The sequence below is a fragment of the Chryseobacterium shigense genome, assembly GCF_014207845.1.
GTDB lineage: Bacteria > Bacteroidota > Bacteroidia > Flavobacteriales > Weeksellaceae > Chryseobacterium > Chryseobacterium shigense_A.
Window position 1 is genome coordinate 278478 of record NZ_JACHLC010000002.1, and the last position, 18773, is coordinate 297250.

The 18773-nt window shown below is 37.2% G+C and carries 18 protein-coding genes; 9 read left to right on the forward strand and 9 right to left on the reverse strand.

The features are described from left to right. Positions 1-18: 18 nt before the first annotated feature. The 4 genes from HNP36_RS11015 to HNP36_RS11030 form a co-directional block, all read right to left on the reverse strand. On the reverse strand, positions 19-237 hold the full coding sequence (locus HNP36_RS11015; protein ID WP_184165177.1) for a DUF3820 family protein: 219 nt from the start codon (positions 235-237) through the stop codon (positions 19-21). An 11-nt stretch (positions 238-248) separates the two neighbouring features. Further along, on the reverse strand, positions 249-1337 hold the full coding sequence (locus tag HNP36_RS11020; protein WP_184163044.1) for an AI-2E family transporter: 1089 nt from the start codon (positions 1335-1337) through the stop codon (positions 249-251). Between the two features lie 21 nt (positions 1338-1358). Next, entirely contained in the window at positions 1359-2096 is a 738-nt protein-coding gene (locus HNP36_RS11025) for a beta-carotene 15,15'-monooxygenase (RefSeq protein ID WP_184163047.1), read from the reverse strand. 64 nt (positions 2097-2160) lie between these two features. After that, positions 2161-2889: a hypothetical protein gene (locus HNP36_RS11030; RefSeq protein WP_184163050.1), complete on the reverse strand. Its 729-nt coding sequence runs from the start codon at positions 2887-2889 to the stop codon at positions 2161-2163. Positions 2890-2936: 47 nt separating this feature from the next. Between HNP36_RS11030 and HNP36_RS11035 the strand changes: the two genes are divergently transcribed. Both HNP36_RS11035 and HNP36_RS11040 read left to right on the forward strand, forming a co-directional pair. Continuing rightward, positions 2937-3914 carry an aminodeoxychorismate synthase component I gene (locus HNP36_RS11035; protein ID WP_184163053.1) on the forward strand — a complete coding sequence of 326 codons (978 nt, stop codon included), beginning with the start codon at positions 2937-2939 and terminating at the stop codon, positions 3912-3914. Next, the gene (locus tag HNP36_RS11040) at positions 3898-4524 is read left to right on the forward strand and encodes an aminotransferase class IV (protein WP_184163055.1); all 627 of its coding nucleotides are present in this window, start codon (positions 3898-3900) and stop codon (positions 4522-4524) included. The genes HNP36_RS11035 and HNP36_RS11040 overlap by 17 nt, the downstream gene beginning before the upstream one ends. Here the strand turns inward: HNP36_RS11040 and menD are convergent. Next, positions 4521-6194, reverse strand: coding sequence for a 2-succinyl-5-enolpyruvyl-6-hydroxy-3-cyclohexene-1-carboxylic-acid synthase (gene menD, locus HNP36_RS11045; protein WP_184163058.1), 1674 nt, complete (start codon positions 6192-6194; stop codon positions 4521-4523). The genes HNP36_RS11040 and menD overlap by 4 nt on opposite strands. An 83-nt stretch (positions 6195-6277) precedes the next feature. Here menD and HNP36_RS11050 point away from each other — a divergent pair, with 83 nt between their 5' ends. Next, on the forward strand, positions 6278-7228 hold the full coding sequence (locus tag HNP36_RS11050) for an isopenicillin N synthase family dioxygenase (protein WP_184163062.1): 951 nt from the start codon (positions 6278-6280) through the stop codon (positions 7226-7228). A 188-nt stretch (positions 7229-7416) separates the two neighbouring features. After that, positions 7417-7578, forward strand: a complete 162-nt coding sequence (locus HNP36_RS11055; protein WP_184163065.1) for a bacteriocin-like protein — start codon at positions 7417-7419, stop codon at positions 7576-7578. 158 nt (positions 7579-7736) lie between these two features. Here HNP36_RS11055 and HNP36_RS11060 read toward each other — a convergent pair whose 3' ends face one another. Together HNP36_RS11060 and HNP36_RS11065 are read right to left on the reverse strand one after the other, a co-directional pair. Next, positions 7737-8783: a PA0069 family radical SAM protein gene (locus tag HNP36_RS11060; protein ID WP_184163068.1), complete on the reverse strand. Its 1047-nt coding sequence runs from the start codon at positions 8781-8783 to the stop codon at positions 7737-7739. Between the two features lie 120 nt (positions 8784-8903). Continuing rightward, positions 8904-9098, reverse strand: a complete 195-nt coding sequence (locus tag HNP36_RS11065) for a hypothetical protein (protein ID WP_184163071.1) — start codon at positions 9096-9098, stop codon at positions 8904-8906. Between the two features lie 173 nt (positions 9099-9271). Here HNP36_RS11065 and HNP36_RS11070 point away from each other — a divergent pair, with 173 nt between their 5' ends. Next, positions 9272-9622 (forward strand): hypothetical protein, encoded by a 351-nt coding sequence (locus HNP36_RS11070; protein ID WP_184163074.1) that lies wholly within the window; start codon positions 9272-9274, stop codon positions 9620-9622. 39 nt (positions 9623-9661) lie between these two features. Here HNP36_RS11070 and HNP36_RS11075 read toward each other — a convergent pair whose 3' ends face one another. Together HNP36_RS11075 and HNP36_RS11080 are read right to left on the reverse strand one after the other, a co-directional pair. Continuing rightward, the gene (locus HNP36_RS11075) at positions 9662-12310 is read right to left on the reverse strand and encodes a hypothetical protein (protein WP_184163077.1); all 2649 of its coding nucleotides are present in this window, start codon (positions 12308-12310) and stop codon (positions 9662-9664) included. A gap of 36 nt (positions 12311-12346) precedes the next feature. Continuing rightward, positions 12347-13144, reverse strand: a complete 798-nt coding sequence (locus tag HNP36_RS11080; protein ID WP_184163080.1) for a DUF2797 domain-containing protein — start codon at positions 13142-13144, stop codon at positions 12347-12349. A gap of 118 nt (positions 13145-13262) precedes the next feature. On the opposite strand from HNP36_RS11080, the gene HNP36_RS11085 reads away from it, so the two are divergent. The 4 genes from HNP36_RS11085 (at position 13263) to secA (ending at position 18726) form a co-directional block, all read left to right on the forward strand. Continuing rightward, positions 13263-14063 carry a T9SS type A sorting domain-containing protein gene (locus HNP36_RS11085; protein WP_184163084.1) on the forward strand — a complete coding sequence of 267 codons (801 nt, stop codon included), beginning with the start codon at positions 13263-13265 and terminating at the stop codon, positions 14061-14063. 72 nt (positions 14064-14135) lie between these two features. Continuing rightward, positions 14136-15158, forward strand: coding sequence for a GDP-mannose 4,6-dehydratase (locus HNP36_RS11090; RefSeq protein WP_184163087.1), 1023 nt, complete (start codon positions 14136-14138; stop codon positions 15156-15158). A 143-nt stretch (positions 15159-15301) separates the two neighbouring features. Beyond that, on the forward strand, positions 15302-15523 hold the full coding sequence (locus tag HNP36_RS11095; RefSeq protein WP_002662059.1) for a DUF2795 domain-containing protein: 222 nt from the start codon (positions 15302-15304) through the stop codon (positions 15521-15523). Between the two features lie 128 nt (positions 15524-15651). After that, positions 15652-18726: a preprotein translocase subunit SecA gene (secA, locus tag HNP36_RS11100; protein ID WP_184163090.1), complete on the forward strand. Its 3075-nt coding sequence runs from the start codon at positions 15652-15654 to the stop codon at positions 18724-18726. Positions 18727-18773: the final 47 nt, after the last annotated feature.

Sequence of the window (18773 nt, forward strand, 5' to 3'; positions counted from 1 at the left end):
GCTTGGAACTCCGGATTTTTATTTTACAGACGCCCTGATCGGGATCAGAAGGTCCATTAATCCATTCAGCTTAATCTCATAAACAGTTGAAAGCTGCATTCCCAGTTTACCTTTAGGCATCCCTTTTCTGTTAAACCATTCCAGATAGCTTATCGGAAGGTCTGCAAGTACTGTCCCTTCATATTTTCCGAACGGCATCTTTACGATACAGATCTCTTTTAATATTTCTGAATTTATCCCTTCCACTTTTATACAATTAGGTTAGTTGTCCCGCCTTCATCATTATTTTTATTGGATAATTGAAGTTCCGGTGGTGTATCTTCATCAGAAAATTCATTTCTATACACCTGGATCAGCAGCAGGGTAAATGAAATTAAGATCGGCCCGAAAATAAGTCCCATAAAACCAAATAAATTCATCCCCATAATAATTCCAAAAACAGTATTTAAAGGATGGATATTTTCCAGTTTCTTTAAAAGGGTAAAACGAAGCAAATTATCGGTAAGTCCTACAACAACAAGACAATAAATGGCAAGTCCCAGTCCCTGACCGGTATTTCCCTCTGCAATCATAAAGATACACACAGGAATATAAACAATAGCAGCACCTACGACCGGTATCATGGAAGCAGCAGCCGTTAAAGCAAAAAGAAGAACCGGACTTGGTGCTCCAAAAATGAAGTACCCTACAAGCCCTACAATTCCTTGCCCTAATGCCACAACAGGAATCCCGATGGCATTCGCCATAATCAGTTTTCGAAGCTTTTCGCCAATCAAAGAAATATTGGCTCTTTTTAAAGGAGCGGAAGAACTTAAAATTCGCTCAAACAATCTTGGGCTTGCCAGCATAAAATAAAGAATAAAATACATGGACATCACTACGGTAAGCGTATTAAATGTACCACTGAGCGCTGAAGTCGAAAATTTTCCGGCAGAGCTTTTTACTTTATCCATATTCTCTTTGCTGAGAATATCAAAATTTGTTTTTGAATAGATGTATGAATGAATCTTATCCAGAAATACATTGAATTTTGCCATATAAACCTGGGCGTTTCCAAGTTTATCAATCAGAAGATCTGCAATAAAATAAATCGGAAGAATAAGGATAATGAGACTTGCCAGCATCAGCACAAGCGATGAAAGCCAGGGTTTCCATTTTTTTTCTTCCTGCAGATAAAAATTATATCTTCTGCAGACAACATAAATAGTGATTGCCCCAAGTACAGATGGTATAAACAAAGACAGATTAAAACAGATCAATCCGGCCAGCACCAGAATGATGACCAGCAGAGCAACCTGTTTTATTGCAACATTGCTTATTTGTTTATCCTTATTCATTCTTTTTATTTCGTTGTTTACTTACTGTTTATATGCAATTTGTCTTGGTTTTCCTAAAAAAGCACAGTAAGCGGAATACATCACAACCATCATAAAAGGAGCCGTTAAAATAACTCCAATTCCGCAAAGGATAACCCCCGCAACAGAGATCAGTCCCCCAAGTACTGTTGTACCCAGAAACGTTCCGTAATTTTCTTTTGCAATATTGAAAGATTTGCCTAATGCTTCAGTAGCCGATGCATTTTCGAATAATAGGATGGGATATCCCAATAAAAGTAACGGATAAACAAAAATAATAGGAAAGAAGCACAGCATCATGGCCACACTTGAAATAATTCCTGAAAGAATACTGTAAATCAGAATATTCACAAAGTTCTGTTTGTAACCTATGAACAGATCAGCGAAATCGATCTGGCTTTTTGTGTTATATTTATTCACAATGTAGATTAAACCTACATATAATGGAGCGAGTAAAATACCCAAAAGACCGGATAGTGAAAGATAAAGCGAGAATCCCGGAGCATTCCAGTAGCTGAAATTTGAGTAATCTCCGCCTGCATCCCTCATTTCTTCCATCATAGATGCGGAATTGAATCCACTTACAGACTGGATTACAAAACCACCTATAAGGTAAATGATCATCGCTACGATCCCGTAAAGGAAAACACCTTTATACATTTCAAAAGCGTGGGAAATGATAGATCCTGTATCTCTGTTCGGAACGGACCCTTGTTGGTCAAATTCGTTAAATTCTGACATAGTTTAATATTTAATGATTTCACCAAAATTAACTTTTTTTGGCATAAAAACATATTAAACCTGCTTAAAATTTAACTTTTTCAAAGAAAATTGTTTTGTATAGAGAATAAATCATTGCATTCCAAAAAGGAAACGTAAATAAACCGCCTATAAAAAACAGCATAAAACCCATAAATTTAAAGAAAACCGCAACAATAACACATACCAGTATTTCCAAAAAATACTTTTTCAATGCCTGCAGGTTTAGTGAAACAGCTTCAAAAATCCTCTTATTGGTAAAAAACATAAGCGGAGCTACGAAAATGGTGGCAAATACCCAGACAACTGCCAGAATAATAGTCTGAAAGGTATAAAGATAAACAAATGACCAGAAAATATAATACCCGATATATTTGAAGAAATTAAACCCGTTATAGCCTACAAGAAGGTCTCCCATTTCTAATTTTTCATTCAGATCGATTTTCCTGTAAATCTGGTAAAACCCGATATTAAGTGGGTAAAGAAATATAGAAGTCCCTACAACAGCCCACGAAAAATACCGGAATCCCGGGTTGGCCTGTATTTTTAAAACCTGTGCAGAATATGCCTCCACACCATCTTTTGCATATTTTGCCGCTTCCGCATACTGATCCAGAATACCATACTTTCCGTCAAAGAAGAAAACTACTGTAAAAAAGATTCCAAAATAAAAGATTGAAAATATTAACTGAAAGAAAAGAGTCTTGTTCCAATAGAAAAAAGCCTGCTTCAATATAAAATCTATTCCCGGTTTCTGAGGATATTTGCCCTGCATTAAAAAAAATTTCTACAAAAGTAATCATCATTAATTATTTTTGCAGGATGTTTTCAGTGAATCATCAAAAATTTATGGAAATGGACGAACTTTCTCTTCAGAAGGTTCCGTATTTTTTCATGATCGACTTCCTTTCGGAAAATGTAGAAATATACAAAGAAAATGAAATTGAAAAATCAGGTTTATTAATTGATTTTCAATCGTTTTCGAATTCAGAACAAAAACACACCCTCAATAAAAAAATTGAATGGAAACCATTTCCGGAAACACTGGAAAGCTTTAAGAAAGGATTTGATAAAGTTCAGAAAAATATTCACCTCGGAAATTCTTACCTTACAAATTATACCAGAAAAACGGAAGTTCAGACGAATTTAAGCCTTGAGGAAATTTTTTTTCACTCAATTGCGAAGTACAAAGTATTTTATAAAGATTTTTTTGTATTTTTTTCTCCTGAAACTTTTGTAAAGATTATTAACAGCAAAATTTTAACTTACCCGATGAAAGGCACCATTGATGCCTCAGTGAAAAACGCCGCTGAAGTCTTGAAAAACGACAGAAAGGAGAAGGCTGAGCATTATACGGTGGTGGATCTTCTAAGGAACGATCTCAGTATGGTAGCAAATGATGTAAAGGTTGACCAGTTCCAGCATATAGACCTCATCCGGACACAGCAGAAAGACCTGTATGCCATGAGTTCTGAAATTTCAGGGATAGTAAAACCTGAATTTGCAGGAAAAATAGGCAGTCTGATGAAAAAACTGCTTCCCGCCGGATCAATCCTCGGGGCCCCAAAGCCTAAAACACTGGAAATAATCCTGGATGCAGAGGGATACGACAGAGGATATTATACCGGAGTGTGCGGCTGGTTTGACGGTGAAAACCTCGACAGCTGTGTGATGATCCGTTTTATTGAAAAAGAGGGCAACAAACTTTATTTCAAAAGCGGCGGTGGTATAACCCATATGAGCAGGTTAGAAGACGAATATCAGGAAATGAAAAATAAAATCTATGTCCCAATTCATTGAAAGCATAAAAATAGAAGACCAGGAGATATTTCTTTTGGAACTACATCAGAAACGCATTAACCAGACTTTTGCCCATTTCGGGAAAGAAGGCTCTATTGACGTGGCCAAAATTTTTAAAAACCTCGAGCATGATGAAGACGGCCTTTTCAAACTGAGGCTTTCCTATGACCTGGATAAAAGGGTACGGACCATGATGATTCCTTATGCCATCCCCGAAATACATAGCTTCCAGCTGGTTGAAAATAACAGCTTCGATTATTCTTTTAAATTCGAAGACCGTAAGGAGCTGGATAAAATGAAAATGAAATCAAAAGCTGAAGAGATTATCATTGTTAAAAATAATCATATCACAGATACCTCTTTTTCCAATATCCTTTTTCTGAAAGGTAAGGACTGGTTTACCCCTGCAACTTATCTCCTGAATGGAGTACAGAGACAGAACCTCCTGAAAAACAAAAAGATAAAAGAAACAGAAATCACCCTTCAGAACATTAAACAGTTTTCTCATTTCCAGCTGATTAATGCTATGAATGATTTTGATGATATGTTCATTTATCCTATTGACAGGATTACCAATTTACCCGGGAACGAGGAATATCTTGATCTTTAGCCTTTCATGAATTCAAAGTAAGCCTTCTGCACATCTGCGCTGTTCTTACCGTACGTATTCACTTCCAGTATTTTAGGCTGTAGATCCGGCTTGAAGAAATTTTCCAGCACACGGTCAAGCGTTGGTTCATCTTCCACTTTGATGTAGGAAAAGCCAAAATGTTTGGCCAGATGCTCGGCATGCTTGCGGTGTTTGGTGGCTATAAATTCATCTAAGGTATTCGGATTGGCGTTACCCGGTCCCGGAATGATTTTAAAGATATTACCTTCCCCGTTATTGAAAATAATGATTCTTACAAATGGTGGAATATATTGGTTCCAGAGGCCGTTAATATCATAGAAGAAGCTTAAATCCCCTGTAATAAGCAGGGTTGGATTCGTATTTTTAATAGCAAAGCCCATTGCGGTAGAGGTAGATCCGTCTATGCCGCTTGTTCCCCTGTTGCAGTACATTTTTCTTTTTCCAAAATCAAACAGCTGGGCATACCTGATAGCGGAAGAATTACTGAAATGGATATTGTAATTCTCCGGAATGGTTTGTGAAGCTTTATTAAAGAAATAAAAATCTGAAAATTCCACTTTATTCAGGAACTGTTCATGCCTGGCGTCCTTTTTATCTCTTAAAACATCCCACAAATTGAAATAAGGCCTCGGTTCAAGGTTGATGAATTTCAGAAGCTTTGAAAAGAAAACCTCAGGCTTTACCTCGATCTTTTCCGTAAGGGAAAAATACGTATCCGGCTGCCAGACTTCATCCAAATGCCAGTGCTGTTTCGGGCGCGCGCTTCTTAAGAACTGTTTCACTTTCTTGGAAACTACGTTCTGTCCTACCGTAATCAGGAGATCCGGAGCATAGGTTTTATAGTCCTGTTCGGTAAAATTGAAGATGTAACGGTCAATATGTCTGAAAAATTTCTCATGATACAGATTAGAGTTTGCTTCACTCAATACAACAACAGAATGGTTTTTCACCAGTTGTGTCAACTGGCTCTCCAGCTCCGGGCTGTAATCTTTAGTTCCCACTAAAATCATGATTCTTTGTGACGTATGCCAGTCTGCAACCAGATTGGAAGGGAGCTCATATTCTTTATGCCTGATCGTTTTTTCAACAGTCGGGAAGGACGGAAGTTCGGAAACCAGATCATATAATGGTTCTTCTAAAGGAATATTGATGTGTACCGGTCCCTGTTTCTCAAAACAAAGTTCAATTGCTTTTTTAATGATGTCAAAATTAACATCTTCTGCATTCTCTTTACTGTCTTCCAAAAGTTGGAAATCACCATAAGAATGCTGATGAAAAATATCCTTCTGCCTGATAGTCTGCCCGTCAAAAATATCTACATAGTCTGTAGGCCGGTCAGCGGTCAGGATCAAAAGCGGAACATTTTGGTAAAAAGCTTCGGTAACCGCCGGGTAATAGTTTGCCACAGCGGAACCGCTTGTACAGGTTACTGCCACAGGCTTTTTCTCACTTTTCGCCATTCCTATTCCCACAAAAGCTGCACTTCTTTCATCTACAATGCTGTAACAATTGAAGGCATCAATTTCAGAAAAATGAATCGCCAGGGGAGCATTTCTGGACCCCGGGGAGATAATAATATCTGAAATTCCGTACTGCTGAAGAAGGTGGGCAAGTATCTGAATACTTCTCTTGGAAGAATATTTTTTCATACAGCAAATTTAACTGATAAATAGTTATTTTAGAATCATTTCATTTAAAAAAATGTAATTTTGTAATTCGTAAATTTCTAAAAATGGATAAAATACCAAGTGTAGACCTGCGTGATTTCCTTTCGGACAACCCGGAACGCAAACAGAAATTTGTAAATGAAATCGGAAAAGCTTATGAAGAAATTGGTTTTGTTGCCTTAAAAGGCCATTTTCTTGATGACAAATTAGTAGATGAACTCTACGGAGAGGTTAAAAACTTTTTTGACCTGCCTGTAGAAACTAAGCAGAAGTATGAAATTCCAGGAATCGGTGGCCAGAGAGGTTACGTAGGATTCGGTAAAGAAACTGCAAAAGGTTTCAAAAAAGGTGATTTGAAAGAATTTTGGCATTTCGGGCAGTATGTACCTGATGATTCAAAATACAAATCCGAATATCCTGACAACGTAATCGTTGATGAGCTGCCACAGTTCAACGAAGTAGGTAAAGAAGCCTATCAGATGCTTGAAAAAACAGGCCAGTATGTATTAAGAGCTTTAGCTTTGTACCTTGGTCTGGATGAGTTTTATTTTGACAACAAGATTGCTGAAGGAAACTCTATTTTAAGACCGATTCACTATCCGCCAATCACTCAGGAACCAGATGATGCGGTAAGAGCTGCTGCCCACGGAGACATCAACCTTATTACTCTTTTGATGGGTTCTCAGGGAAAAGGTCTTCAGGTTCAGAACCACAACGGAGATTGGATCGATGCTATCGCAAAACCGGATGAATTAATGATCAATGTTGGAGACATGTTATCTAGACATACCAACAACAAGCTGAAATCTACAATTCACAGAGTGGTTAACCCACCAAGAGAATTATGGGGTACTTCAAGATACTCTATTCCTTTCTTTATGCACCCGGTGAGCGAAATGTCACTAAATGCCCTTGAAAACTGTATTGACGAAAACAATCCTAAGCTGTATGAAGATACTACTGCAGGAGAATTTTTACATGAAAGACTGATAGAATTAGGTCTTATCAAAAAGTAACATAAAAAAGTCAATAATTGATCTGTTTTATAATATCTGCATCTTGTGGTTATTTCAGATTAATTATTGACTTTCATTTTTTGGCTGATCAATACTTAAAATTTAATTTTCACTCCTATCAATTTTAGTTTTGATTAAAAATATTTTGATTATATTTATTTTACTATCAAATTTTTAATTAAAACAATATGAAAAATCTAAAAAAACTAAGCAGCAGCCAGTTAAAAAGCATCTCCGGAGCAGGAGGAATTAAACTTCCGGAACCAGAATTCTGTATGTATTACTGCAATGGCACCGTAGTTTGTGCAACCTGCAGCGATGATTTTAAATGTCCGGATGATACTATGTAAGGTTGAAAATCACTATGGCATAATAAAACCGCTTTCTTTTGGAAGCGGTTTTTTGTTTTTTAAATAGGTTTTGGCTAAAGCCTTTGGATTTTTTATTTGTTAAATGGGCTAAAGCCCATTTCTATTGAATTTTACAGAAGATTTTTAAAACTATCCTATTAATCAAACAGTCTTAATTGCTGGTCTTTCGTTCCGGTAAAATTTGCAGTGGAAAGTTTAGGAAATTCTCTTCCATCAAAATATTTTTTTCTTCCTATTTTAAAGGTATTATGAATCATTTCGGCAATATTTCCTTCACCTCTCTGCCTTTCAAAATATCTTTTATCTCCCAGCTTCCCGCCACGCATGGAGCGGATAAGGTTTAAAACCTTTTGTGCCCGGTCCGGAAAACTGGCCTCGATCCATTTGACAAAAACAGGTTCTACCGTATCATTCAACCTTACCATTGTGTACCCGAAACTTAAAGCTCCTGCATCTGAAATGGTTTTTAAAATAGTAAGCGGCTCATCACTATTCAAACCGGGAATAATGGGCGCTACCATGACATGCACAGGAATTTTGTTTTCTGTAAGAATTTCTATTGCTTTCAATTTATTCGGAGCCGAACTTGTCCGGGGTTCCATTTTACGTCTGAGATCTTCATTAATAGTAGGAATACTTAAGGATACGGAAACCAGATTCTGTTCTGCCATTGGTTTCAAAATGTCCAGATCTCTCAGAACAAGTGCATTTTTTGTCAGAACATTGACAGGATGTCTGTAATCCAGACACATCTGAAGCAGTTTTCTGGTAATTTCAAACTGTCTTTCTGCGGGCTGATAACAATCCGTATTTCCGGAGAGAAGAATGGGAGCAGGCTGATAGCCCCTTTTCTGAAAAAATTTCTCCAGTAATTCGGGAGCATTCTTCTTCACCATGATCTTTCTTTCAAAGTCAATCCCGGCACTGTAGCCCCAGTATTCATGGGTAGGCCTTGCAAAGCAGTAGGAACATCCATGTTCACAACCCTGATACGGATTCATGGAATATTCCATGGGAAGATCCTCACTTTTCACCTGATTTACAATGGTTTTCGGGAAAACTTCCGTAAAAGAGGTTTTTACAGTCTCGAAATCTTCATCTTCAGGCTCATAGGTATACCTGTCGAAACGATTGATTACGTTCCGCTGTGCCCCCTGTCCTTTTATGAAATCTTCGTTCTGCATTGTTATGTAAAATTAGAATGGTTTTCTTATAAAATAGTGAGTTTTAACACAAAGTTATCCACAAAAAATCCGGCCCCTTCAAAGGAGCCGGATTTAAACATGATTAAATATATTCTTTTACTACTTCATTGCATAAAACTCCACTCCATGGTATTCATCATCGTGATTTTTACCATCGAAGTGTCTGTGATAATCCGAATAGGTATCACTATATTTTTTATCTTTTTTAGTCAATATTTTTTTAATGCCAATAAAACTTAATACTGCCAAAAGACCAACTCCTCCTGCCAGTAAAACGCCGACTTCTTTTTTCATATTTTGTCCGATTTATTAACGTAGCTATTGCAAAAAGTATACCTATTTTATTTTTTGAAATTATAAATTTTGTTAACATTAGGCTTTATTTTAATGAATGATACAAATGCTTTTTTATTTAAATTTAGCAGATCAATGGTTTAATTATTGTAGTACTTTAAGAAAATAATATTATGGATAATTCAGAAAATATGGACCGGATGACAACTTTGAGCCAGGTTATGAATACCCTTTCGGAAAGAGGAATACAGAGAGAATTCAGGATGAATGAGGCTTGCGAAATGAAGCTTGAAAATTCAGACAAGGTATATCAGCCTTCCGAGCTGACTATTTTAAAGACATACCGCTTTGAAGGCGACAGTAATCCGGATGACAATGCCGTACTATATATTGTAAAGGACAATGCCGGAAACCGTGGAATGATCATTGATTCTTACGGAGCAGACAGCAACTATCCTGGTGAAAAATTTGATAAATTCTTAAGGGATATTCCCATTCAGGAAAGTGAAGAATTTAATTTTTAATATTCACAGATTAAGATAAAACTTCAGAAAGCCCCGGAACTATTCTGTTTCGGGGCTTTCTTTTTTCTTAAAGATATTTTTCAGGAAGCCTTTCTTTTTCTCTTTCTGAGGTTTAGGCTCTTCCTTATTGGCTTTGATGTCCTGTTTCAGCTCTTTTACCGTCTGTTTTACTTCTTTTACTGAAGAAACGGCACTTTTTACGGTTTTTTCAGTCTTATCAATATTCCTTCCTATCAGCGTTTTTTTCAATCCCTGTTCAATACCCTTCCAGAAAAGATTGAAAAACGATTTGGTAGGGTCCCTTTCAACATTTTCTACTGTAACAGCTTCAGGAAAACGTCCGGAATCGGTTCGGATAAAAAGATTGGCAACTGCGGTAAGCACTCCTTTTTTCTCATGGTTTTCCTTATTCAGGACAGCAATCTTAAGGTCTTTATGTTTCAGATTGAATGTTCCGTTCAGTCCTGCCGGATTTCCTTTAAAATTAAACAACATCTCCTGGATTGTCCCTGAAGTAGCCGTTACATGAAGATAAGGCCTGATAAACGGATTGATCCCACTTACAGGAAGATTGGCTGTTCTTCCGGAAATTGCAAACCGGTCATTCTGATCTGCTACGTCAAAATTCCAGTTTACGGAAAGCGGGGCTAGATTCATAAACGAGCAATCGATCTTGATATCAACTCTTGTAGGCTTTCCTTTTGCTTTGGCCGAATTCAGGTTTTTAACATTCATATTAAAATTACTGAAGGTCAGTTTTCCGGGTCCTGCACTTTCCGGGGTATCCTCTTCATAAACAAGGACTGAGTTCTTCAGGTCCAGATGATTAACCGTCAATGGGATTTTTATGGAGCGGAGCAGTTTTGAATATAACGGCTTTACTTTAGGATCATCTTTCGGAATCTTGCTTCTGAAAATATTGGCATCTGCAGCAAGAACCGTGACATTTGAAGCATTAACTGACTTTTTATCAGAAAAGAGATCCCAGCTTCCGTCTGCACTGATCTGGGAGACTTTAATATCATATAGATCCCGTTCAACAGGTATCATTTTGATAAATTGGGCTCTTGAAACGAGCGGCTTCATCGCAAAATTATTAACCTGGATTTTATTTTTATTTAATTTTAAAAGTCCGGCGGTCAGGTTATAGAATTGTGTTTTATAGGCAAAATTCCGGGTGGTCAGAAAATAGTCTTTGACTTTAAAAGAAAGTCCCTGATTGTTTGGCTTTGGTGCAATTTCAATATTATTTACCGTAGCATTCAGGTCATGAAAAGCCAGTGGCTGCATCCCTTTATCATAAACGACATCAGAGTCTTTAAGAGTCATCTTCCTAACTATAACAGACCCTATAATTCCCGGACCAGAATTCTTTTTTATTTTATTTTCAGCTGCTTTAACGGTTCCGTTAATATTCTCAACAAGTACGTCTTTCAGGTCCAGGTTAAGTTTTTTATTAATAAACTCAAATTTATTGATATTAAAAGCGATATGATTAGTTTTCAGATCCATTGAAACTTTTCCTGGAACAGAAGCCCCGGGCGTCAATATAAGATTTCTGATTTCTCCGCTTCCAGGATTTAATGCAAAGCTCTCCACTGTAAAGTTCTGATGGTTTGAGTACTGTATGTCTTTTCCTGAAAAGTGAAAATCTTTATACCCCACAGGAATTATCTCTTCAGCGGTCACCTTATCAAATTTAAGCTGGTTAACTCTTACATTCAGTGTTTTTGCGGCCAGCAGTTTATTTCCATCAGGTTTATTGACAATTACAGCTGCATTGTTGAGCCTGATATCTTCCAGATTAACTTCAAAATTCAGTTTTTTTTGTGTTTTTACAGGTTTTACTCCTGTATTATGGACGGTAAGAACAGGATTCTGAAAATCGGCATTGGCCAGTGAAATTTTATTTTTTTCTAAAACGATGTCTTTAAAATCCATTTTAGGAATAAAAAATTCAAAAAGCTTATCTTTTTTAGGATAATATCTTTTAAACTGGCTAAAACTCAAAAGCGGAACTAAGCGAAAGTTCCCAACTGACATCTGCCCATCTGTTGTACTGATGTTACTGATCGTAACAGCATACACGTTATCCGGACGGAAAAAGAAATTCTTTCCTTTAATGTCATACTTGTCAAAAACAACAGGAAGTTTATCTTCTACAGATTCTTCCGTCATCTGGAGGTTTTCTACAAAAAGATCAAGTTCCCGAACGGACAGAAATTTCTGTTTGGTATGTTTAAAGATATTGATCGTTCCTTTATTGATCCTTATGTTTTCAAATGAAACAGGATTCCGTTTCTTGCCTGTTTTATGGTCAACGGGCTTGGCAAGGCTTATATTTAAATTAGGTTTGGCAAGAAGAAGATCCGATGAACTTATTCTTTTATTGAAAATAGCATCATAAATTCCAAAACGGCTGATCTTTAGCGTATCAATTGTTCCCTGAAGCCCGATAACATCCGTATTCTGAGGATTTTTACTGTTTACCGTAATGCCTTCTGCGAAAATATTTCCGGAGCCAAGATCTACATCCAGAGTTTTGTAAGAAACCTTATAATCCGTATTTTTCTTTATATATTCAGGAAGCTGGGTTTTAAGCCATATATTCAGTCCAAAATTCGCTACCAAAAGAATGAACAAAAGAATTCCGATACTTATCAATAATTTTTTAACCCATCCTTTCATATATGTGATTTATTTTTTGCTATTTTAAATATAATATTAATTTTTTATATTCAAATCAATCACATAGCCTTCATGTCCTCTTACATTTATAAAATCACCGCCTTCAAAACTGAGATATTGTCCTTTAATCCCTATCAGTTTACCGGTATATTCAGGTTTTTTATCGAGTGTGAAAGAATTTATTTTTGCAGGTTTATCAAAAGGATAATCAAATTTCCAGAGATTTTCTCCTTCGCTGTAGAACTTTTGGAAATCCTCAGGAAAATACTGTTTGATCTTCTGCTGGAAATCGGCAAGATCCATTTCACCCTCAAAATCATCCTGAAGCATTTTCTTCCAGTTGGTTTTATCAGGAAGGTGCTCCTTTAAGGCAACCTCTATCATTCCCGCTTCATAACGGTTCTCCGTTCTGGCAATCGGAAGGGCAAAAGTAGCTCCCTGATCTATCCATCTTGTCGGGATCTGGGTATTTCTTGTTACCCCGACCTTTACGTCTCCGGTGTAGGCAAGATACACGGTATGAGGCTGCAGCTGTATTTGTTTTTCAACTTCCAGATCGCGTTCGGCAACTCCTAAGTGTGCTGTGGAAAGTTCGGGACGGATAATTGTATCGCTTGCATAAGGGCTTTCAAAGAAACAGCTTTTGCAGAATCCCATTCTGTAAATGGGCTTATTTTCACCACAGTTTACACACTGAAACCCGGTATGTTTTATCGTTAATTCCTTTCCGAACAGTTCATTCATGTGGATCAGATCCCCTGCAAGATTTAGATAATATTGGATGGGCTGATCGTTGAAACTTGTCATTTTTAAAATTTGTCCGGTAAAATACATGTTTGTCTTTTTTAATAATTTTCAGAATAAAGATATTCATTTTTTTAAAAACACTTTTTTCCTGGAACTTTGTTTTTTTTAATTTAAAAAAATACATTTGCTGGTTTAAATAAAAACAATGAAAAAACTTTATCTCGTACTGTCTCTAATGACAGCCATTCCTGCATTTGCGCAGACTACCATTTATTCTGAAAATTTTGGAAATCCATCCGCAACAACGGTGGTTTCTTCTTATACAGGATATGAAAATGCCTCTCCTATTACCTACACTGGCACGGCAGATGTAAGAACGTCTACCCCATCAACAGGATATACAGGAGCTAGTGGTAACGGATGCGTATTTATTGGAGCCATCGCACCAGACAGATCTATAATTATTTCAGGAATCAATACCCTGAATTACACCAATATCGCCCTTTCTTTCGGACAGTGGAAAAGTTTGGATGCCGCAAGTAATCAGATGACAGTAGAAGTAAGCGGGGATGGCTCTGCATGGACCCAGCTAACTTATTCAAGACCTTCCGGATCCGGAACTTCTATATGGACTCTTATTAATACTTCGGGAAGCATTCCTTCTGTATCAAATCTCAGAATAAAATTCACAAACGTTGTGGGCAATGCCGGATATAGGGTTGATGATGTAAAGCTAACAGGAACATTAAATAGTCTTTCCGTAAGTGATTCCGGTAAAAAAACAGCATTTACTATTTTCCCTACCCAGGTAAAAGATGGGATTATTCATATTTCTTCAGACAAAAACGCCTTTAAAAATATAAAAATTTACGATCAGTCTTCTAAGCTGATGATCAATACCAAAACACAGGACAATGTAAATGTATCTGACCTTTCAAAAGGTATTTACATTATTCAAGTAGAAGAAAACGGAAAAACCGAAACGCAGAAGTTTATGATAAACTGATTAATTAAAAAGAGCCTTTTTCAAGGTTCTTTTTTTATTTAATTCTTATCTTCGCAGCAGTAAAATGCACAAATGATTTATCTTGTAACAGGAGGCAGCGGATTCATCGGTTCTCATTTAATAGAACGATTATTAAAGAATGGACATTCTGTCATAAACATTGACAATTTTGATGATTTCTATAATTATCAGATAAAAATTAAAAATACATTAGAGTCTATTGACAAAAATCCGGATTTTGAGTTTTCGGACAAAGAGGCCGATATTAAGCGCCTAACCGTCATATCTCAGTCAGACAAATACCAGCTGTATTATCAGGATATCCGTGATAAAAAGGGACTTGAAACCATTTTTAAAAATCACAAAATAGATCTTGTCATTCATCTTGCAGCACTGGCAGGAGTGCGCCCTTCCATTGAAAGACCACTGGAATACGAAGAAGTGAATGTGCGCGGAACTATGAATCTTTGGGAGCTTTGTAAAGAATTCAATGTTAAAAAATTCGTATGCGCCTCTTCATCAAGCGTTTACGGAAATAATGAAAAAATTCCATTTTCAGAAACAGACAATGTCGACCGCCCTATTTCTCCTTATGCCGCTACAAAAAAGAGCAGTGAGGTTTTAGGACATGTTTACCATAATTTATATCATATAGACATCATCCAGCTCAGATTTTTTACCGTCTACGGCCCAAGACAGAGACCGGATCTTGCCATCCATAAGTTTACAAAACTGATCACTGAAGGCCAGGAAATACCATTTTATGGTGATGGAAATACAGCCAGGGACTATACTTATATTGATGATATCATTGATGGAATCACCAAATCAATCCTTTATCTGGAAGCTCATTCCGGGGTTTATGAGATTATCAACCTGGGAGAAAGCGAGGTTATTACCCTATCTCAAATGTTAGGTACTATAGAAACTACTCTGGGAATTTCTGCCATTAAAAAAAATCTGCCAATGCAACCGGGAGATGTCCAGAAAACCAATGCAGATATTACAAAAGCGAAGACATTAATTGGCTACAAACCAGACACAGACTTCCAAAATGGCATAAAAAAATTTGTGGAATGGTTTTTGAGAAAATGACATCATGTAAGTTGTTGACATAGCTGTAACGCAGTCTATAAAGAACAATGAACAAAAATTAATCAAAAAGAATTGAAAATCAAGTATAAAAAAGCATATAATATAAGCTAATTTTATACTTTTGCAAAAAAAATTAGAAAATTATGTACTGGACATTAGAATTAGCCTCATACCTAAGTGACGCACCTTGGCCAATGACAAAAGCAGAACTTATTGACTATGCAATCAGAACTGGTGCACCAATGGAAGTAGTTGAAAACCTTCAGGCAATTGAAGATGAAGGAGAGATCTATGAATCTATCGAAGAGGTTTGGAGTGATTATCCTACCGACGAGGATTTCCTTTGGAACGAAGACGAATATTAATGAAAGCAATAAGCTTTGAGCGTCATGCTTAGAGCTTTTTTGCCCTTTTTTATATATAACATTCACACGGTAAGTGTGTCAGTAAAACGCTTAAAACATTATTGGTTTAGGCATAAAGCAAAAAATTTATGAGTTTTTTAAACAAAGTTCTTAAAGGGTTTTTGGGAGACAAAAAAGCGCAGGACCTAAAAGAAGTAAAAAAAGTTGTAACAAAAATCAAAGCTGTAGAACCAACCGTTCAGCAATTGTCTGATGATGGTTTGAGAGAAAAAACTGCTGAGTTTAAAGAAAATATTAAATCTGCAACCAGCAAAATCACAGCGCAGATAGAACAGATACAAGAGCAGATAAAAAATTCGAAAAACGTTGACGAAAAAGAGGCTCTTTTCTCAAAAATCGAGACTCTGAAAAAAGAATCATACGAAATCGAAGAAAAAGTTCTTCTTCAGATTCTTCCTGAAGTATTTTCATTAGTAAAAGAAACAGCAAGAAGATGGGCACAGAATGGAGAAATCCGCATCACAGCAACCGACTGGGACAGACAGCTGGCAGCTGCAGGTAAGGATTTTGTAGAGATTCAGGGAGATCAGGCTGTTTGGAAAAACTCATGGGATGCTGCCGGAACACCGGTAAACTGGGATATGGTACATTACGATGTTCAGTTTATAGGTGGTGTTATTCTTCACAGTGGTAAAATTGCCGAAATGGCAACCGGTGAAGGTAAAACGCTGGTAGGTACACTTCCAATTTTCTTAAATGCGCTTCCGGGAAGAGGTGTTCACGTAGTAACCGTGAATGACTATCTTGCCAAAAGAGACTCGGCGTGGATGGGACCTCTTTACCAGTTTCACGGTATGTCTATTGACTGTATCGACAATCACCAGCCGAACTCGGACGGAAGAAGAAAAGCATACAACTCAGATATTACTTACGGAACGAATAACGAATTCGGTTTCGATTATCTGAGAGACAACATGGTAACTTCACCATCAGAACTGGTACAGAGAGAACTTAACTTTGCTATTGTAGACGAGGTTGACTCCGTATTGGTAGATGATGCAAGAACACCGTTAATTATTTCAGGTCCCGTTCCTCAGGGAGACAGACAGGAATTTGATGTTCTTAAGCCTTCTATCGACAGAATTGTTGAAGTTCAGAAAAAAACCGTTTCTGCGATCTTTAATGAAGCGAAAAAATTAATCGCTGCAGGAAATACAAAAGAAGGAGGATTCAAATTGCTTCAGGCATACAGAGGTCTTCCTAAAAACAGACAATTAATCAAATTCCTATCGGAAAGCGGAAACCGAGCATTGCTTCAGAAAGTTGAGGCTAATTATATGCAGGACAACAACCGTGATATGCCGATTGTAGATAAAGACCTTTACTTCGTAATCGAAGAAAAGAACAATCAGGTTGACCTTACAGACAAAGGCGTTGAATATATGTCTCAGGGGAATTCTGATGCAAACTTCTTCGTTCTTCCGGATATCGGAACTGAAATCGCTGAAGTTGAAGCCAGAAATTTAACGAAAGAAGAAGAATTTGAGGCTAAAGAAAAACTTTTCTCTGAATTCGCTGAAAAATCTGAGCGTGTACACACAATGAGCCAGCTGTTAAAAGCCTACACATTATTCGAAAAAGATGATGAGTATGTAGTCATTGACGGTGAAGTAAAAATTGTTGACGAGCAGACAGGCCGTATCATGGAAGGAAGACGTTATTCAGACGGTCTTCACCAGGCAATTGAAGCTAAAGAGAACGTAAAAATTGAAGCGGCTACACAAACCTTTGCTACCGTAACCCTTCAGAACTATTTCCGTATGTACAACAAGCTTGCGGGGATGACGGGTACTGCCGAAACCGAAGCAGGAGAACTTTGGGAAATCTACAAACTAGACGTTGTGGTAATTCCTACGAACCGTCCTATTTTAAGACATGACAGACAGGATTTAGTTTTCAAAACTAACCGAGAAAAATATAACGCTGTAATTGAGGAAATTGAAAAATTAACATCAGCACAGAGACCTGTACTTGTAGGTACCACTTCTGTTGAGATCTCTCAATTGCTTTCAAAGGCACTTCAATTAAGAAAAATCCCACACCAGGTATTGAACGCGAAGCTTCACAAAAAAGAAGCAGAAATCGTTGCCGGAGCCGGACAGCCGGGAGTTGTTACTATTGCAACGAACATGGCAGGTCGTGGTACGGATATCAAGCTTACCAAAGAAGTAAAAGAAGCCGGTGGTTTAGCCATTATCGGTACGGAAAGACACGATTCAAGACGTGTGGACAGACAGCTTAGAGGTAGAGCAGGACGTCAGGGAGACCCTGGTAGCTCTCAGTTCTATGTTTCTCTTGAAGACAACCTGATGCGTTTATTCGGTTCCGAGAGAATCGCTAAAATGATGGACAGAATGGGCCATAAGGAAGGTGAAGTAATTCAGCATTCTATGATCAGCAAATCCATCGAAAGAGCTCAGAAAAAAGTTGAGGAAAACAACTTCGGAATCAGAAAGAGACTTCTTGAATATGATGATGTAATGAACAAACAGCGTGATGTGATCTACAAGAGAAGAAAGAATGCTTTGTTCGGAGATCACCTGAAGTATGACATTGCCAACATGATCTTTGATGTTTCCAATTCAATTGTGGCAAAAGGAAAAGCCACAGGAAACTATAAAGATTTCGAATTCGATATCATTAAGTTCTTCACCATGGAATCTCCTGTTTCTGAAAGTGATTTCAAGAGCAAGCAGGTTGCGGAATTAACTGATATTCTATTCAAAGCAGCTCAGGAAGATTACAGAATGAAGCTTAACTTACTGAAAGAAAAATCATTCCCTATCATTGAGAATGTATACCAGAATCAGGGTTCTATGTTTAAAATGATTCAGGTTCCTTTCACAGACGGGCACAAAACAATGACTATTGTTGCTGATCTTAAAGAAGCATATGATACTCAATGTGAAAGCCTTATCAATGATTTTGAAAAGAACATTACTTTATCAATCATTGACGAAAACTGGAAACTTCACCTTCGTGAAATGGACGATTTGAGAAGATCTTCTCAGGGAGCCGTTTACGAACAGAAAGATCCGCTGGTGATCTACAAGCAGGAATCATTCCACTTATTCAGTGAAATGGTAGACAAAATGAACAAAGAAATTATTTCTTTCTTATACAAAGGAGAAATTCCAGCTTAAGAAATCAATAATAAAATCTCATAAAAACCCCGCTTCAGCAATGCCTG

Excerpts from the sequence above, each read along its gene's own strand:
- HNP36_RS11020 (WP_184163044.1), bottom strand. The coding sequence starts at position 1,337 with ATGAATAAGGATAAACAAATAAGCAATGTTGCAATAAAACAGGTTGCT.
- HNP36_RS11025 (WP_184163047.1), bottom strand. The coding sequence starts at position 2,096 with ATGTCAGAATTTAACGAATTTGACCAACAAGGGTCCGTTCCGAACAGA.
- HNP36_RS11030 (WP_184163050.1), bottom strand. The coding sequence starts at position 2,889 with ATGCAGGGCAAATATCCTCAGAAACCGGGAATAGATTTTATATTGAAG.
- HNP36_RS11035 (WP_184163053.1), top strand. The coding sequence starts at position 2,937 with ATGTTTTCAGTGAATCATCAAAAATTTATGGAAATGGACGAACTTTCT.
- HNP36_RS11040 (WP_184163055.1), top strand. The coding sequence starts at position 3,898 with ATGTCCCAATTCATTGAAAGCATAAAAATAGAAGACCAGGAGATATTT.
- menD (WP_184163058.1), bottom strand. The coding sequence starts at position 6,194 with ATGAAAAAATATTCTTCCAAGAGAAGTATTCAGATACTTGCCCACCTT.
- HNP36_RS11050 (WP_184163062.1), top strand. The coding sequence starts at position 6,278 with ATGGATAAAATACCAAGTGTAGACCTGCGTGATTTCCTTTCGGACAAC.
- HNP36_RS11055 (WP_184163065.1), top strand. The coding sequence starts at position 7,417 with ATGAAAAATCTAAAAAAACTAAGCAGCAGCCAGTTAAAAAGCATCTCC.
- HNP36_RS11060 (WP_184163068.1), bottom strand. The coding sequence starts at position 8,783 with ATGCAGAACGAAGATTTCATAAAAGGACAGGGGGCACAGCGGAACGTA.
- HNP36_RS11065 (WP_184163071.1), bottom strand. The coding sequence starts at position 9,098 with ATGAAAAAAGAAGTCGGCGTTTTACTGGCAGGAGGAGTTGGTCTTTTG.
- HNP36_RS11070 (WP_184163074.1), top strand. The coding sequence starts at position 9,272 with ATGGATAATTCAGAAAATATGGACCGGATGACAACTTTGAGCCAGGTT.
- HNP36_RS11075 (WP_184163077.1), bottom strand. The coding sequence starts at position 12,310 with ATGAAAGGATGGGTTAAAAAATTATTGATAAGTATCGGAATTCTTTTG.
- HNP36_RS11080 (WP_184163080.1), bottom strand. The coding sequence starts at position 13,144 with ATGTATTTTACCGGACAAATTTTAAAAATGACAAGTTTCAACGATCAG.
- HNP36_RS11085 (WP_184163084.1), top strand. The coding sequence starts at position 13,263 with ATGAAAAAACTTTATCTCGTACTGTCTCTAATGACAGCCATTCCTGCA.
- HNP36_RS11090 (WP_184163087.1), top strand. The coding sequence starts at position 14,136 with ATGATTTATCTTGTAACAGGAGGCAGCGGATTCATCGGTTCTCATTTA.
- HNP36_RS11095 (WP_002662059.1), top strand. The coding sequence starts at position 15,302 with ATGTACTGGACATTAGAATTAGCCTCATACCTAAGTGACGCACCTTGG.
- secA (WP_184163090.1), top strand. The coding sequence starts at position 15,652 with ATGAGTTTTTTAAACAAAGTTCTTAAAGGGTTTTTGGGAGACAAAAAA.